A 14,788-nucleotide genomic window follows, 5' to 3' on the forward strand; every position below is an offset into this window, starting at 1 on the left:
CGGTCTTGAGCACGAACGGCCAGTGGTACGACGCCGAAGCGGGCCCGCTCGTCCGTCCGTACGCCATGACGGGCGGACGCACGAAGCCGGGACCGCACGGGGTCCGGTTCGACCTGATCGCGCTGGTAGCCGTGGACCCGTCGGGAACGGACGAGGCGGCGGAGTCGCTGCTGGGACCCGAGCACCGTGCGCTGCTCGGCCTGTGCCGGGACGAGACCCAGTCGGTGGCCGAGCTCGCGGCGGACGCGGACCTGCCCGTGGGCGTGGTGCGCGTACTGCTCGGGGACCTGCTGGAGGCCGGACACGTCAAGGTCAGCAGGCCGGTTCCACCCGCACAGCTGCCGGACGAGCGGATTCTGCGTGAAGTCATCGAGGGATTGCGAGCGCTGTGATGGGACTGAACGACAACGGGCCGGCGCCGGCCGCCGAGGGCGGAGAGGAGCTGGCAGCGCTCGCGCTGAAGATACTCGTGGCGGGCGGCTTCGGCGTCGGGAAGACGACCCTGGTCGGCTCGGTCAGCGAGATCCGGCCGCTGCGGACGGAGGAACTGCTCAGCGAGGCCGGGGAACTGGTCGACGATACGGGCGGGGTCGACCAGAAGACGACGACCACCGTGGCCATGGACTTCGGGCGGATCACGATCAGGTCGGGTCTGTCGCTCTACCTGTTCGGGACCCCGGGGCAGGACCGGTTCTGGTTCCTGTGGGACGAGCTGTCGCAGGGCGCGCTGGGCGCGGTGGTCCTCGCCGACACGCGGCGGCTGGAGGACTGCTTCCCGGCGGTGGACTACTTCGAGCACCGCAAGATCCCCTTCGTGGTGGCCGTCAACTGCTTCGCGAACGCCCGGCGGTACGCCTCCAACGAGGTTGCGCGGGCGCTGGACCTGGATCAGGGGACGCCGGTGGTGCTGTGCGACGCGCGGGACAAGGACTCGGGGAAGGAAGTGCTGATCCGGCTGGTGGAGTACGCGGGACGGGTGCACACGGCGCGGCTGCTGGAGTCGGTGGAACCGCGGGCCGATTCGGTGTGAACCGGCCCGCGGCGAAGGGCCGGCGCGGGTTGGCGCGGGGATGGCGCAGGTCAGAGCGGCGGGTGCGGGCGGTGCGGGCGGTGCGGTCAGTCGGCCACGCCGGCTGCCGAGATCACCTTGTCGATGGCGACCCGCACGAGGAGTTCGCCGGGGACGGCGTTGCGGCGGCCGAAGGCCTCGCCGTGTTCCTCTCCCATGTAACGGGCGCCGATCCTGGTCGACCAGGGGAGCATCGCGTCCAGGTCCTCGCTGATCTCTGCCCGGCCCTGGAGGACGACGTAGGAGAAGGGTGGCCGGTCGTCGTCCACGCAGAGCGCGACGCGGCCGTCGCGGGCCAGATTGCGCCCCTTGACGGTGTTCTTCCCGGTGTTGAACACGAAGGAATCGCCGTCGAGAACGAACCAGATGGGAGCGATGTGAGGGCTTCCGTCCTCACGGACGGTGGACAGTTTCCCGGTGCGGGTGGAGCGGGAGACGAACTCCCGCCATTCCTCTTCAGTCATCTTCTTCACCATGGGTCCATCCTCCTTGCCGGAAAGCCGCTGGTGGGGAAGGCTGGCGGCACGAGTACGCGGGGTGGGGCGCGGCCGGTCCGGCCGCGTCGACGGGGAGGGACTGAATATGGCGCTGGACAAGCAGCTTGACTGGCTGCTGGACGACTTGACGCGGCGGGTGCAGCAGGTGCGGCACGCGGTGGTGCTCTCCAACGACGGCCTGGTGACGGGCGCGAGCGCGGGGCTGGCACGGGAGGACGCGGAGCACCTGGCGGCCGTCGCGGCGGGGCTGCAGAGCCTGGCGAAGGGCTCGGGGCGGCACTTCAGGGCCGGTGAGGTCCGTCAGACGATGGTCGAGTACGACGACGGGGTCCTCTTCGTCATGGCGGCGGGTGCGGGCAGCTGCCTGTGCGTGCTGAGCGCCTCCGAGGCCGACATCGGGCACGTGGCGTACGAGATGACGCTGCTGGTCAACCGGGTGGGGGAACACCTGGGTGTCGCGGAGCGGCGGATCACCGGCGGCTGAGAGCGGCGGGCGGCGCGGTCGGCCCGTTCGGAGTTGTCCACAGGACCGGCGGAGCGTCGTCGCTCTGCGTTACGTTCTTCACACACAGTAATCACTCTGGTGGGGAGAGCGTGATGACACGGACGGTTCAGGCACCGCAGACAGTGCGGACCCTGCAGGCGCTGCAGGCAGTACGGACACCGCAAGAACCACGGGCGACGGACGCCACGGACGCCACGGACGCGACGCGCATGGCGCAGGCCGCCGGGCTGGTGGGCGGCGGGCGGGCCGCAGGAGAGCTGGGGCTGAGCCGCAGCGAGTTCGCCCGCGCCGTTCAGCTGGGCATCGTACGGTCCGGGCCCCAGGGGGCCGCAGGCTCCGCGCGGTACACCCGGACCGAGCTCGACCGGGTCCGGTCGGCCGAGGGATTCCCGGACGCGCTGCGCGAGCGCGTGGAGACGGCCGCGGGAGCGGAGGCCGCGGCCGCTGTCCTGGGGGTCGGCCCGAGCCGGTTCACCCGGCTCGCACGCTGTGGGCACCTCACCCCGGTGGGATACCGGATCAACCGCTACCGAGCGGTGGTGTGGCTCTATCTGACCGCGGAGCTACGGGACTTCGCGGCCCGCGAGCCGGGAATGCTCCGCGGGAGCGCGCCGCCGGGGGACCGGGAGCTGATCGAGGCCAGGGCCGACCTGCGACCCAGGAAGTGGCGCGAGCGGCACGTCGGGCTGTTGCTGAGACGGACCGCCGACCCCTGGGAGCGGGCTGCCGTTCTGGCCTCCGTGCTCCCCGAAGACGACCTGCGCGCGACCGTGCCCGACGCTGCGGAGCGGATCCTGCTCGGGGCACTCGCCCCGCCCCCGCCCTTCGGACACCCGCAGGTCCCGCCGGCCGCCGAGGTGGCGGCCCGGCTGCTGCGGGCCGGGCCACCGGACGAGGTCGGCTGGTACCGCACCAGCCTCGACTTCGCCCTGACCGGAGCGAGGGGTCAGTCGAAGTCGACGGGGGAGAGGGGGCCGACGTAGACCCAGGCCCCGTTCTCCCGGGCGAAGGAACTGTGCTCGTGCAGCGAGCCGGTGTGCCGGCCTTCGCGGTAGTGCGCCCGGAACTCCACCGAGCCCTCCGTCTCGAATATCCCGCCGCGCTCGGTGGCCAGGATCTCCAGCCGTTCCCAGCGCTGCCCGGGATCCAGGTCGAGCCCGCCCGGCCGGGTCGTCGGGTGCCAGGAGCGCAGGAGGTAGGCGGTGTCGCCGACGGCGAAGGCGCTGAAGCGGGAGCGCATCAGCAGCTCGGCGGTGGGTGCCTGCCGCTCGCCGGAGTGGAAGCGGCCGCAGCACTCCGGATAGGCGGCGGGCAGCCCGCAGGGGCAGGGCAGGGCTGGAGTGGCCGGGGTGGGCATGGGAACTCGCTCAGTTCGTCGAGGACGGGAGGGACTACTGGGGCGACACGGCCGGCTTGGATGCCTTGGCGCCGTAGGGACGGAAGAGCCCCTCCTGGACGACCGACACCAGCAGCCTGCCTTCGAGGTCGTAGATGCGGCCGCGGGCCAGGCCCCGGCCGCCGTGCGCGATGGGCGATTCCTGGTCGTACAGGAACCACTCGTCCGCCCGGAACGGCCGGTGGAACCACATGGCGTGGTCGAGGGAGGCCATGTCGAAACCGCGCATGCCCCACAGGGGCTCCACGGGGATGCGCACGGCGTCGAGGAGGGTCATGTCACTGGCGTAGGTGAGGGCGCAGGTGTGCACGAGCGGGTCGTCGCCCAGCGGGCCGACGGCGCGCATCCACACCGCGCTGCGCGGATCGGCGTCCTTCAGCTCCTCGGGGGTCCAGCGGAGCCGGTCCACGTAACGGATGTCGAAGGGCTGGCGGCGGGCCATCCGCTCCAGCGCCTCCGGCAGCGTGCCCAGGTGCTCCCGGATCTCGTCCACGACCTTCGGGAGCGTGTCCGGGTGCGGGAAGTCGAGGCGGGGCGGCAGCTGGTGCTCGATGCTGCCCTCCTCCGGGTGATGGAAGGAGGCGGTCAGATTGAAGATGGTCTTGCCCTGCTGGACCGCGGTGACCCGGCGGGTGGTGAAGGAGCGCCCGTCGCGCACCCGCTCCACCTGGTACACGATCGGCACTCCGGGGATGCCCGGGCGCAGGAAGTACGAGTGGAGGGAATGGACGGGCCGGTCGCCCTCCGTGGTGCGGCCGGCCGCCACCAGCGCCTGGCCGGCGACCTGGCCGCCGAAGACGCGCTGGAGGGACTCCTGGGGGCTGGCGCCCCGGAAGATGTTGACCTCGATCTGCTCCAGGTCGAGCAGATCGACCAGCCTCTCGGCGGGGTTCGTCATCAGAGGATCTCCACGGTCGGGCCCGGCGGCCGGGACGGCGCCGGTCGGGTGCGGGTCGGGGGTCGGGTGCGGATCGGGTGGCCGCCCGGGCGGCTCCGGGAGGCGGTCAGAGCTGGCCGAGTTCGCCGACCGAGGTGACGCGCAGGACCGCACGGCCCTCCTCGTCGGAGGCGGCGAGGTCCACCTCGGCGCTGATGCCCCAGCCATGGTCCCCGTTGGGGTCGGCGAAGGTCTGCCGGACGCGCCACAGGCCGTGCGCCGGGTCCTCTTCGATCTGGAGCAGCTTGGGGCCGCGCGCGTCGGGGCCCGTACCCAGGTCGTCGTACTCGTCCCAGTAGCGGTCCATGGCCTCGCCCCAGGCGTCGGCGTCCCAGCCGGAGTCACCGTCCAGCTCGCCCAGCACGTTGACGTGGTCCAGGGCCGCCAGCTCCACCCGGCGGAACATGGCGTTGCGGACCAGGACGCGGAAGGCGCGGGCGTTCGCGGTGACCGGCTTGACCTGGTCGGCCTTCTCCTGGGCCTGCTCCGCCGTCTCCACCTCCGGGTTCGCCAGCTGCTCCCACTCGTCGAGCAGGCTGGAGTCGACCTGGCGGACCAGCTCGCCGAGCCACTCGATCAGGTCCTGGAGGTCCTCGGACTTGAGGTCGTCGGGGATGGTGTGGTCCAGAGCCTTGAAGGCGCTCGCCAGGTAGCGCAGGACGATGCCCTCGGTGCGCGCCAGTTCGTAGTACGAGGTGAACTCGGTGAAGGTCATCGCGCGTTCGTACATGTCGCGGATGATCGACTTCGGGGAGACGGGGTGGTCGCGGACCCAGGGGTGGCTCTTGCTGTACACGTCGTAGGCGTGCAGGAGCAGCTCTTCGAGGGGCTTGGGATAGGTGATCTCCTGGAGCCGCTCCATCCGCTCCTCGTACTCGACCCCGTCGGCCTTCATCGCGCCCACGGCCATGCCGCGTTCCTTGTTCTGCTGGGCGGCGAGGATCTGGCGGGGGTCGTCCAGCGTGGACTCCACCACGGAGACCATGTCCAGCGCGTAGGACGGGGACTCCGGGTCCAGCAGGTCGAAGGAGGCCAGCGCGAAGGTGGACAGCGGCTGGTTCAGCGCGAAGTCCTGCTGAAGGTCGACGGTCAGCCGGATGGTACGGCCCTCGGCGTCCGGGGTGTCGAGCTTCTCGACGACGCCGCCGTCCAGCAGGGAGCGGTAGATGGCGATGGCCCGCCGGATGTGGCGCAGCTGGGCCTTGCGCGGCTCGTGGTTGTCCTCGAGCAGGTGGCGCATCGCCTTGAAGGCGTCGCCGGGCCGGGCGATGACCGACAGGAGCATGATGTTGGTGACCTTGAAGCGCGAGGTCAGCGCCTCCGGGTCGGCGCCGATGAGCTTCTCGAAGGTGGTGTCCGACCAGGCCACGAAGCCCTCGGGGGCCTTCTTGCGGACCACCTTGCGGCGCTTCTTCGGGTCGTCGCCCGCCTTGGCGAGGGCCTTCTCGTTCTCGATGACGTGCTCGGGCGCCTGGGCCACCACATAACCGGCGGTGTCGAAGCCGGCCCGGCCGGCGCGGCCGGCGATCTGGTGGAACTCGCGGGCGCGCAGCGTGCGGACCCGGGTGCCGTCGTACTTCGTCAGTGCCGTGAACAGCACCGTGCGGATCGGGACGTTGACGCCGACGCCGAGGGTGTCGGTGCCGCAGATGACCTTCAGCAGACCGGCCTGGGCCAGCTTCTCCACCAGGCGGCGGTACTTGGGCAGCATGCCCGCGTGGTGCACGCCGATGCCGTGGCGGACGTAGCGCGAGAGGTTCTGGCCGAACTTGGTGGTGAAGCGGAAGTTGCCGATCAGCTCGGCGATCTTGTCCTTCTCCTCGCGGGTGCACATGTTGATGCTCATCAGCGACTGCGCCCGCTCGACCGCCTGGGCCTGGGTGAAGTGCACGATGTAGACGGGCGCCTGCCGGGTCTCCAGCAGCTCGGTGATGGTGTCGGTGATCGGCGTCGTGACGTACTCGTAGGACAGCGGAACGGGCCGGGTCGCGGAGCGGACCACCGAGGTGGGCCGGCCCGTGCGCCGGGTCAGGTCCTCCTCGAACCGCTTCATGTCGCCGAGCGTCGCCGACATCAGGATGAACTGCGCCTGCGGCAGCTCCAGGATCGGGATCTGCCAGGCCCAGCCGCGATCCGGTTCCGCGTAGAAGTGGAACTCGTCCATCACGACCTGGCCGATGTCGGCGTACTTGCCGTCGCGCAGGGCGATCGAGGCCAGCACCTCGGCGGTGCAGCAGATCACCGGCGCGTCCGAGTTCACCGAGGCGTCGCCGGTCAGCATGCCGACGTTCTCGGTGCCGAAGAGCTTGCACAGGTCGAAGAACTTCTCCGAGACCAGCGCCTTGATCGGCGCGGTGTAGAAGGTGACCTTGTCCTGGGCCAGGGCGGTGAAGTGCGCGCCCGCCGCCACCAGGCTCTTGCCGGAGCCGGTCGGGGTGGACAGGACCACGTTCGCGCCCGAGACGACCTCGATCAGCGCTTCCTCCTGGGCCGGGTACAGGGTGATGCCCTGGTCCTCCGCCCACGAGGAGAAAGCCTCGAAGAGGGCGTCGGGGTCGGCGTTCGGCGGGAGCTGATCAATGAGGGTCACACCCCCCATCTTGCCTGGCTTCCCGCCGGATCAGGGAACCGGCGGAAAGAAGGAAGATCATCGGCGGTACGCTGTGCCGTCGATGCGGCCCGAACGACACCGTCAACAGGGCCCGACCAGCACACCACCGGGGCGGGGAACGACCATGATGGGTCCGGCGCACTCACTGTCCGGGGCAGCGGCCTGGCTGGGGGTGGGTGCCGCGGCGGCCGCCTCCGGGCACCCGATGCCCTGGCCCGTCCTCGTCGTCGGCGCGCTCATCTGCGCCGGAGCCGCCCTCGCCCCCGACCTGGACCACAAGTCGGCGACGATCTCCCGCGCCTTCGGTCCGCTCTCCCGGGGCCTGTGCGAGGTGGTCGACAAGATCTCCTACGGGGTCTACAAAGCCACCCGGGCCCCGCGCGACGCCCGCCGCACCGGCGGCCACCGCACCCTGACCCACACCTGGGTCTGGGCCGTCCTGATCGGCGCCGGCGCCTCCGCCATCGCCGTCACCGCGGACCGGTGGGGCGTCCTCGCCCTCCTCTTCATCCACCTGGTCCTCGCCGTCGAAGGCCTGCTGTGGCGCGCCGCCCGCATGTCCAGCGACGTTCTGGTCTGGCTGCTCGGCGCGACCAGCGCCTGGATACTGGCCGGCGTGCTCGACCAGCCCGGCAACGGTTCCGACTGGCTCTTCACCGCCCCCGGCCAGGAGTACCTCTGGCTCGGCCTGCCGATCGTGCTCGGCGCCCTGGTCCACGACATCGGCGACGCCCTGACCGTCTCCGGCTGCCCGATCCTGTGGCCCCTGCCCATCGCGGGCAAGCGCTGGTACCCGATCGGCCCGCCGAAGATGATGCGCTTCCGCGCCGGCAGCTGGGTGGAGCTCAAGGTCCTCATGCCCGTGTTCATGCTCCTCGGCGGAGTCGGTGGAGCCTCGGCCCTCGGCTTCTTCTAGGTCTTCCAGGCTCCTCATGGCGATGGCCCGGTGCCGTCCGCAGCTGCGGACGGCACCGGGCCATCGCCATGAGGAGACCCGGCGGGCGTCAGCCGTGCCAGGAGCGCCACAGGGCGGCGTACGCGCCGTCGGCCTCGACCAGGGCGTCGTGCGAGCCGAGCTCGGTGATGCGGCCGGCCTCGACCACCGCGATCACGTCCGCGTCGTGCGCGGTGTGCAGCCGGTGAGCGATCGCGATCACCGTGCGGCCGTCCAGCACCCGGGCCAGCGAACGCTCCAAGTGCCGGGCCGCGCGCGGGTCCAGCAGCGAGGTGGCCTCGTCCAGTACGAGCGTGTGCGGATCGGCCAGCACCAGTCGGGCCAGCGCGATCTGCTGCGCCTGCGCCGGGGTCAGCGCCGAGGCTCCCGAGCCGACCTCGGTGTCCAGACCGGCGTCCAGCGCCCGCGCCCAGTCCTCCGCGTCGACCGCGCCGAGCGCCGCCCACAGCTCGGCGTCACCGGCCTCCGTGCGCGCGAGCCGCAGGTTGTCCCGCAGGGAGCCCACGAACACGTGGTGCTCCTGGTTGACCAGGGCCACGTGCTCGCGCACCCGCTCCGCCGGCATCTGCGACAGCCGCGCCCCGCCGAGGGTGATCTCACCGGTCCGCGGCGCGTAGATGCCCGCCAGGAGCCGGCCCAGGGTGGACTTGCCGGCGCCCGAGGGCCCGACCAGGGCCATCCGGGTGCCCGGCGGCACCGACATCGACACCTGGTGCAGTACGTCGACGCCCTCGCGGTACCCGAAGTGCACCTGGTCGGCCCTGACGTCCCGGCCGTCCGGGGCGACACCCGCGTCGCCCGCGTCCGGCTCGATCTCCCGCACGCCCACCAGCCGGGCCAGCGAGACCTGCGCGACCTGCAGTTCGTCGTACCAGCGCAGGATCAGGCCGATCGGATCGACCATCATCTGCGCGAGCAGGGCGCCCGTGGTCAGCTGCCCCACCGACATCCAGCCCTGGATCACGCAGTACCCGCCGATCATCAGCACCGAGCCGAGGATCGTCACGTAGGTGACGTTGACGACGGGGAAGAGGACCGTCCGCAGGAACAGCGTGTACCGCTCCCACGCCACCCACTCCTTGATCCGCCGCTCCGACAGCTCGATCCGCTGCCCGCCCAGGCGGTGCGCCTCGACGGTGCGGCCCGCGTCCACCGTCTCGGTGAGCACGGCGGCGACCGCCGCGTACCCGGCCGCCTCGGAACGGTAGGCCCGGGGCGCCCGCTTGAAGTACCAGCGGCAGCCGATCACCAGCACCGGCAGCGCCACCAGCGCGGCCAGCGCCAGCGGCGGCGCGGTCACGGCGAGGGCCCCGTAGAGCAGACCCGCCCAGACCACGCCGATGGCCAGCTGCGGCACGGCTTCGCGCATCGCGTTGGCCAGCCGGTCGATGTCGGTGGTGATCCGCGACAGCAGGTCACCGGTTCCCGCACGCTCCAGCACGCCCGGCGGCAGGCCCACCGACCGCACGAGGAAGTCCTCGCGCAGATCGGCCAGCATCTCCTCGCCGAGCATCGCCCCGCGCAGCCGGACCAGCCGCACGAACACGGTCTGGACGCCGAGCGCCAGGGCGAACAGCAGGCCGACCTGCCCCAGATGGAGTTCGCGGGCCCCTTCCGAGAGCCGGTCCACGACCTGGCCCAGCAGGTACGGGCCGACCATGGAGGCGATGACCGCGACGGTGTTGACCCCCACCAGGACCAGGAAGGCCCGCCGGTGGCGGCGGAACAGGCCGCGCACATAGCCCCGTACCGTCGCGGAGCTGCCCACGGGCAGGGTCGCGGCCGTTTCCGGGGCGGCCGGATCGTATTGCGGCGGAGCGACGCCGATCATGCTGATTCCTCGATCTCGGTCAGTACGGATTCCAGCCGCGGGAGCCGCTGTTCTGCCCCGGTCCGCTGTTCTTCCTCGGTCTCGCGGGTGACGACCGCCCGGTAGCGCGGGTCGCCGTGCAGCAGTTCACGGTGGGTGCCGCTCGCCACCGCCTTGCCCTCGTCGATCAGCACGACCCGGTCGGCGCGGTCCAGCAGCAGGGGTGAGGAGGCCAGCACCACCGTCGTGCGACCGGCGCGCAGGGCCGAGATCCCGTCCGCGATCCGGGCCTCCGTGTGCGAGTCGACCGCCGAGGTCGGCTCGTCCAGTACCAGCACCTCGGGATCGGTCACCAGGGACCGCGCCAGGGCCAGCCGCTGGCGCTGCCCTCCGGACAGCGAGCGGCCGCGCTCGGTGATCCTGGCGTCCATCGGGTCGTTCACCCCGTCCGGTGCGGACTGGAGCAGGGCGTCCAGCACGTCCGCGCACTGGGCCGCCGCGAGCGCCGCCGGAGCTTCGACCGCCCCGGACGCCGGTACGTCGAACAGTGCGCGCAGCGTCCCGGACAGCAGCACCGGATCCTTGTCCTGTACGAGGACCAGCGTGCGCGCGGTGTCCAGCGCGAGCTCGTCCAGCGCGACCCCGCCCAGCAGGACGGACGGCCCGGCCGCGGCGTCCATCGGGTGCCCGCCCAGGCGCTCCGCGAGGCGGCCCGCCAGGTCGGGATCCCCGCACACCACGGCGGTCAACCGGCCCGCCGGGACCAGAAGCCCGGTCTCCGGGTCGTACAGGTCTCCGCCGGGGGCCGGGGTACGGGCCACCTCGGCGGCGACAGCCGGTTCCGCGGCGGCCTCCGCCTCCGCCTCCGCCTCCGCGTCGGTCCGGGTCAGCGACAGCACCCGGGCCGCCCGCTTGGCGGAGGGGCGCGAGAAGGAGTACGCCATCGCGATCTCCTCGAAGTGCCGCAGCGGGTAGAGCATGGTCGCCACCGCGCTGAAGGCGGCGACGAGCTCGCCGACGTCCAGGCGGCCGTCCAGCACCAGAGCGGCCCCGTACCAGACCACCGTGACCAGCAGCGCTCCTGGCAGCAGCACCTGGACCGCGGAGATCAGCGCCCACATCCGGGCACTGTGCACGGCTGCTTCGCGGACCTGCTGCGAGGCCTCTCGGTAGCGGCCGAGGAAGAGTTCCTCACCGCCGATGCCGCGCAGGACCCGGAGTCCCGCCACGGTGTCCGAGGCCAGTTCGGTGGCCTTGCCCGCCTTCTCCCGCTGGAGGTCGGCGCGTTGGGTGGCGCGCGGCAGCAGGGGCAGGACGGCCAGGGCGAGCACCGGCATGCCGAGGGCCACGACCACGCCGATCGTGGGTGCGTAGAACAGCAGGACGACACAGCCGATGACCAGGGTCAGGGCGGCGGCCAGGAAGCGGGAGACCGCCTCGACGAACCAGCCGATCTTCTCCACGTCACCCGTGGAGACGGCCACCACCTCGCCCGCCGCGACCCGCCGGGTCAGGGCGGAGCCCAGCTCGGCGGTCTTGCGGGCGAGCAGTTGCTGGACCCGCGCGGCGGCGGTGATCCAGTTGGTGACGGCCGTGCGGTGCAGCATCGCGTCGCCGAGCGAGATCGCGACGCCGAGCAGCGCGATCAGACCGCCTACCCACAGCAGCCGGGCGCCGTCGCCGTCCACGACCGCGTCGATGCCCATGCCCACGGTGTACGGCAGGCCGGCGATGCCGCCGAAGTGGAGCAGCCCCCAGCACAGGCTTTTGGCCTGTCCGCCGAGTTGGCCCCGCCCCAGCCACCAGAGGAACCGGGGGCCGGAGCGAGCATCGGGTACCCCTGGGTCCGGATACGGAAGATCGCTGATCTGCATGACGCCCCATGACTGGTCGAGTGTTCCAAACCGTGCAAGGTTCGCGTTCCGGACCGGTCCAGGGCAATCGATTTTCCGTTGGCCAAAGCTCTGCGCGGGCAGGCTTGTGGCCCGAGCGGCCAGAGGGGCGGCGGTCTCAGGGACGGGTGGCGCGCTCCAGTTCCAGCAGCGCCGAGTAGTAGCTGCGGCCGGTGGCCCGGTCCATGCCCACCTCGCACATCCGGTTCGCCGACAGGTGCGCGTCGAACTGCCGCGCCGTCACCTCGGTGGCCTCGCGGGCCGTCGCCGACTCCGTCAGCTCCGGGTGCAGCATGCCGCGGTCGCCCGCGAAGGCGCAGCACCCGGCATCGTACGGGACCACCACCTCGTCGGCGCAGGCCTCGGCGACCGCCCGAAGCTGTGCCTCGTCGTCCAGGTGCCGCATCGAACAGGTGGGGTGGAGCACCGCCGAGCCCACCGTGCGCCGGACCTTCAGGCGCGGCAGCAGTTCCTCGGCGGCCCAGACGACGGAGTCGACGATCCGCAGCTCCGCGTGGAGCGAGCGGTTGTCGTCGGTCAGGTACGGGACCACCTCGTGCGCGATGCCCAGGGTGCAGGAGGACGCGTCGACCACGAGCGGCAGCCGTCCGCCGGCCGTCCAGCCCCAGGCGGCCTCCACGATCCGGTTGGCCATCACATGGTTGCCGGCGTCGTACCCCTTGGAGTGCCAGATCGTCGCGCAGCAGGTGCCCCGGACGTCCCCGGGGATCCACACGGGCCTGCCCGCCCGCTCCGACACCGCCACCACGGCCTCGGGAAGGGAGGGCCCGGGTGCGCCGTCGGGGCCGCCGAAGATCCGGTTGACGCAGGCCGGGTAGTACACCGCGGCGGCGCCCACGCGCCGGGTGGCGGGCAGCTTGCCGTCCGCGGCGCCGGGGACCTGCGGCAGCCACTCCGGAACCAGGTCGGGCCGTACGGCCTTGCGCGCGGCCCCCGTCAGGGCCCGCAGGATCCGGTCCCCGACGGCGTCGGTGATCTTGTCGGCGGCGGCCACCGCCAGCCGCGCGGCCACCTCGACCGCGCCGAACCGCAGGGCGGCGAGTTCGGCCGCACGCTCCTCGCGCGGGCTGTGCCGGCGATGGCGGAAGTCCTTCATCAGGGCGCCGGTGTCGATGCCGACGGGACAGGCGAGCTTGCAGGTGGAGTCGCCGGCGCAGGTGTCCACGGCGTCGTACCCGTACGCGTCGAGCAGACCGCCGAGCACGGGGGAGCCGGGCTGCTGGCGCATCATCTCCCGGCGCAGCACGATCCGCTGGCGCGGGGTGGTCGTCAGGTCCTCGCTGGGGCAGGTCGGTTCGCAGAACCCGCACTCGATGCAGGGGTCGGCGACGGCCTCCACCTGCGGGATCGTCTTGAGGCCGCGCAGGTGCGCCTTCGGGTCGCGGTCCAGGAGGATCCGCGGGGCGAGCACCAGGTCGGGGTCGATGACCCGCTTGGTGCGCCACATCATCTCGGTGGCCCGGGGCCCCCACTCCAGTTCCAGGAAGGGGGCCATGTTGCGGCCGGTGGAGTGCTCGGCCTTCAGGGAGCCGTCGAAGCGCTCGACTGTGAGCCGGCAGAAGGCATCCATGAAGGCGGCGTACCGGTCCACGTCGGCCGGCCGGGCGGCGTCGAAGGCGAGCAGGAAGTGCAGGTTTCCGTGGGCGGCGTGACCGGCGACGGCGGCGTCGAAGCCGTGCTCCGCCTGGAGTTCGAGGAGGGCCTCGCAGGCCTCGGCCAGCCGGGACGGAGGGACCGCGAAGTCCTCGGTGATCAGGGTGGTGCCGGAGGCGCGGGCGCCGCCGACGGCGGTGACGAAGGCCTTGCGGGCCTTCCAGTAGCCGGAGATGGTCCTGGCGTCGCGGGTGAAGGCGTTGGTCACCGAGGCCACCGGGGCCACCAGGTCCAGGCCGGCCAGCACCACGGCGGCCCGGCGTTCGTACTCCGCGCGGCCGGCCTCGTCGGGGGCCCGGAACTCCACCAGCAGCGCGGTGGTGTCCTTCGGCAGAGCGGCCCAGTCGGCGGGGACGCCCGCGACGCTCACCGAGGCGCGCAGGGTGTTGCCGTCCATCAGCTCGACGGCCAGTGCCCCCGCCTCGTTGAAGAGCGGTACGGCGGCGGCCGCGGCGGGCAGCGAGGGGAAGAAGAGCAGGGCGCTGGTGAGCTCGCGGTCCAGCGGCAGGGTGTCGAAGACGACCTCGGCGATGAAGCCGAGGGTGCCTTCGGAGCCGACCATCAGACCGCGCAGGATCTCCACCGGGGTGGCGCCGTCGAGGTAGGCGTCGAGGCGGTAGCCGGTGGTGTTCTTGATCTCGTACTTGGCCCGGATGCGGGCGACGAGCCCCGGATCGGCCTCGATCTCCTTCTTGATCTCCATCAGGCCGTGGCACAGGGCCGGCTCGGCGTGCGCCAGCTCCTCGTCGGCGCGCGGGTCGGCGGTGTCCACGACGGTGCCGCTCGGCAGGACGAAGGTGAGGGACGACAGGGTGCGGTACGAGTTCCTCGTGGTGCCCGCCGTCATGCCGGAGGCGTTGTTCGCGACGACGCCGCCGAGGGTGCAGGCGATGGCGCTGGCCGGGTCCGGGCCCAGGACGCGGCCGTGCCGGGCGAGCGCGGCGTTGGCGCGCACGACGGTGGTGCCGGGCTGGATCCGGGCCCGCAGGCCCTCCTCCAGCACCTCGACCCCGGCCCAGTGACGGCGGACGTCGACGAGGATGTCCTCGCCCTGGGCCTGGCCGTTGAGTGAGGTCCCGGCGGCCCGGAAGACCACCTCGCGCTGCTTGCCGTGGGCGTAGGACAGGACGGCGGAGACGTCGTCGATGTCCTCGGCGATCACGACGACCTGCGGCAGGAACCGGTACGGGGAGGCGTCGGAGGCGTAGCGGACCAGGTCGGAGACGCCCGAGAGCACCTTGCCGGCGCCCAGCAGCTCGGCCAGCTCGCCCCGCAGCGGCTCGGGGGTGCCCGTCGACCTGTGGTCGGGCACCCGGTCGGGGGCGGGGCCGCCGATGGTGCGCGGGCGCAGGGCCCCCGGCTTCGGTTCCAGCAGTGGCATCTGCAGCCCCTCAACTCGCGCCGTGTGGGTCGTTCTCACTCGTTCGGCGCAGCCACCGGCC

Annotated in this window: 12 protein-coding genes; 5 read left to right on the forward strand and 7 right to left on the reverse strand. The window is 72.1% G+C overall.

Annotation, left to right across the window (positions count from 1 at the left end; genetic code table 11):
• Positions 1-5 precede the first annotated feature (5 nt).
• Both ACFYM0_RS00935 and ACFYM0_RS00940 read left to right on the forward strand, forming a co-directional pair.
• Positions 6-392, forward strand: a complete 387-nt coding sequence (locus ACFYM0_RS00935) for a DUF742 domain-containing protein (RefSeq protein WP_388495305.1) — start codon at positions 6-8, stop codon at positions 390-392.
• Positions 392-1,030 (forward strand): ATP/GTP-binding protein, encoded by a 639-nt coding sequence (locus tag ACFYM0_RS00940; protein WP_327251411.1) that lies wholly within the window; start codon positions 392-394, stop codon positions 1,028-1,030. The genes ACFYM0_RS00935 and ACFYM0_RS00940 overlap by 1 nt, the downstream gene beginning before the upstream one ends.
• Before the next feature lie 86 nt (positions 1,031-1,116).
• On the opposite strand, the gene ACFYM0_RS00945 is transcribed toward ACFYM0_RS00940, so the two are convergent.
• Entirely contained in the window at positions 1,117-1,545 is a 429-nt protein-coding gene (locus ACFYM0_RS00945; RefSeq protein WP_388495307.1) for a PPOX class F420-dependent oxidoreductase, read from the reverse strand.
• A gap of 106 nt (positions 1,546-1,651) precedes the next feature.
• Here ACFYM0_RS00945 and ACFYM0_RS00950 point away from each other — a divergent pair, with 106 nt between their 5' ends.
• Together ACFYM0_RS00950 and ACFYM0_RS00955 are read left to right on the forward strand one after the other, a co-directional pair.
• The gene (locus ACFYM0_RS00950) at positions 1,652-2,050 is read left to right on the forward strand and encodes a roadblock/LC7 domain-containing protein (RefSeq protein WP_243340556.1); all 399 of its coding nucleotides are present in this window, start codon (positions 1,652-1,654) and stop codon (positions 2,048-2,050) included.
• A gap of 113 nt (positions 2,051-2,163) precedes the next feature.
• Positions 2,164-3,054 (forward strand): DUF6397 family protein, encoded by an 891-nt coding sequence (locus tag ACFYM0_RS00955; RefSeq protein WP_388495309.1) that lies wholly within the window; start codon positions 2,164-2,166, stop codon positions 3,052-3,054.
• Here the strand turns inward: ACFYM0_RS00955 and ACFYM0_RS00960 are convergent.
• The 3 genes from ACFYM0_RS00960 to ACFYM0_RS00970 all read right to left on the reverse strand — a co-directional run bounded on the left by ACFYM0_RS00960 (position 3,018) and on the right by ACFYM0_RS00970 (position 6,994).
• Positions 3,018-3,428: a YchJ family protein gene (locus ACFYM0_RS00960; RefSeq protein ID WP_388495311.1), complete on the reverse strand. Its 411-nt coding sequence runs from the start codon at positions 3,426-3,428 to the stop codon at positions 3,018-3,020. The two genes, ACFYM0_RS00955 and ACFYM0_RS00960, sit on opposite strands and share 37 nt — an antisense overlap.
• Positions 3,429-3,462: 34 nt before the next feature.
• The gene (locus ACFYM0_RS00965) at positions 3,463-4,365 is read right to left on the reverse strand and encodes an acyl-CoA thioesterase II (protein WP_327251407.1); all 903 of its coding nucleotides are present in this window, start codon (positions 4,363-4,365) and stop codon (positions 3,463-3,465) included.
• Between the two features lie 106 nt (positions 4,366-4,471).
• Entirely contained in the window at positions 4,472-6,994 is a 2,523-nt protein-coding gene (locus ACFYM0_RS00970; protein ID WP_388495313.1) for a DEAD/DEAH box helicase, read from the reverse strand.
• Between the two features lie 145 nt (positions 6,995-7,139).
• On the opposite strand from ACFYM0_RS00970, the gene ACFYM0_RS00975 reads away from it, so the two are divergent.
• Positions 7,140-7,931: a metal-dependent hydrolase gene (locus ACFYM0_RS00975; RefSeq protein WP_388495314.1), complete on the forward strand. Its 792-nt coding sequence runs from the start codon at positions 7,140-7,142 to the stop codon at positions 7,929-7,931.
• 88 nt (positions 7,932-8,019) lie between these two features.
• Here ACFYM0_RS00975 and ACFYM0_RS00980 read toward each other — a convergent pair whose 3' ends face one another.
• The 3 genes from ACFYM0_RS00980 to ACFYM0_RS00990 all read right to left on the reverse strand — a co-directional run bounded on the left by ACFYM0_RS00980 (position 8,020) and on the right by ACFYM0_RS00990 (position 14,727).
• Positions 8,020-9,801, reverse strand: coding sequence for an ABC transporter ATP-binding protein (locus ACFYM0_RS00980; protein WP_388495316.1), 1,782 nt, complete (start codon positions 9,799-9,801; stop codon positions 8,020-8,022).
• Positions 9,798-11,654, reverse strand: a complete 1,857-nt coding sequence (locus ACFYM0_RS00985; protein ID WP_388495318.1) for an ABC transporter transmembrane domain-containing protein — start codon at positions 11,652-11,654, stop codon at positions 9,798-9,800. The genes ACFYM0_RS00980 and ACFYM0_RS00985 overlap by 4 nt, the downstream gene beginning before the upstream one ends.
• Positions 11,655-11,790: 136 nt before the next feature.
• The gene (locus ACFYM0_RS00990) at positions 11,791-14,727 is read right to left on the reverse strand and encodes an FAD-binding and (Fe-S)-binding domain-containing protein (RefSeq protein WP_388495319.1); all 2,937 of its coding nucleotides are present in this window, start codon (positions 14,725-14,727) and stop codon (positions 11,791-11,793) included.
• Positions 14,728-14,788: the final 61 nt, after the last annotated feature.

Origin of the sequence: Streptomyces sp. NPDC006487 (genome assembly GCF_042870555.1) — a bacterium.
In the GTDB taxonomy this organism is placed as follows: domain Bacteria; phylum Actinomycetota; class Actinomycetes; order Streptomycetales; family Streptomycetaceae; genus Streptomyces.

Coding starts and splice junctions, on each gene's coding strand:
- ACFYM0_RS00940 (WP_327251411.1), top strand. CDS start 392: ATGGGACTGAACGACAACGGGCCGGCGCCGGCCGCCGAGGGCGGAGAG.
- ACFYM0_RS00945 (WP_388495307.1), bottom strand. CDS start 1,545: ATGGTGAAGAAGATGACTGAAGAGGAATGGCGGGAGTTCGTCTCCCGC.
- ACFYM0_RS00950 (WP_243340556.1), top strand. CDS start 1,652: ATGGCGCTGGACAAGCAGCTTGACTGGCTGCTGGACGACTTGACGCGG.
- ACFYM0_RS00955 (WP_388495309.1), top strand. CDS start 2,164: ATGACACGGACGGTTCAGGCACCGCAGACAGTGCGGACCCTGCAGGCG.
- ACFYM0_RS00960 (WP_388495311.1), bottom strand. CDS start 3,428: ATGCCCACCCCGGCCACTCCAGCCCTGCCCTGCCCCTGCGGGCTGCCC.
- ACFYM0_RS00965 (WP_327251407.1), bottom strand. CDS start 4,365: ATGACGAACCCCGCCGAGAGGCTGGTCGATCTGCTCGACCTGGAGCAG.
- ACFYM0_RS00975 (WP_388495314.1), top strand. CDS start 7,140: ATGATGGGTCCGGCGCACTCACTGTCCGGGGCAGCGGCCTGGCTGGGG.
- ACFYM0_RS00980 (WP_388495316.1), bottom strand. CDS start 9,801: ATGATCGGCGTCGCTCCGCCGCAATACGATCCGGCCGCCCCGGAAACG.
- ACFYM0_RS00985 (WP_388495318.1), bottom strand. CDS start 11,654: ATGCAGATCAGCGATCTTCCGTATCCGGACCCAGGGGTACCCGATGCT.
- ACFYM0_RS00990 (WP_388495319.1), bottom strand. CDS start 14,727: ATGCCACTGCTGGAACCGAAGCCGGGGGCCCTGCGCCCGCGCACCATC.